We start from the raw sequence: 291 nt of genomic DNA, 5'->3' as shown, positions 1-291 counted from the left end.
TGCAGGTTACCCGCGACAAGACGGAAAGACCCCATGGAGCTTTACTGCAGCTTGATATTGAATTTGGGTACGATCTGTACAGGATAGGTGGGAGCCGTAGAGGCAGGAGCGCAAGCTTCTGCGGAGGCGCCGTTGGGATACCACCCTGATCGTATCTAGGTTCTAACCTAGTGCCCTTATCGGGTACGGGGACCGTGTCAGGCGGGCAGTTTGACTGGGGCGGTCGCCTCCTAAAGAGTAACGGAGGCGTTCCAAGGTTCCCTCAGAATGGTTGGAAATCATTCGAAGAGT

1 rRNA gene is annotated in these 291 nt (G+C 55.0%); it reads left to right on the top strand.

Annotation, left to right across the window (positions count from 1 at the left end):
• A 23S ribosomal RNA gene (locus HPT30_RS00490) occupies nt 1-291 on the top strand; the annotation flags it as partial.

The sequence above is a fragment of the Paenibacillus agri genome (assembly GCF_013359945.1).
Lineage (GTDB): Bacteria > Bacillota > Bacilli > Paenibacillales > Paenibacillaceae > Paenibacillus_AQ > Paenibacillus_AQ agri.
The sequence above is the reverse complement of the archived record's forward strand: the minus strand, read 5'-3'. Positions and strand labels throughout refer to the sequence as shown.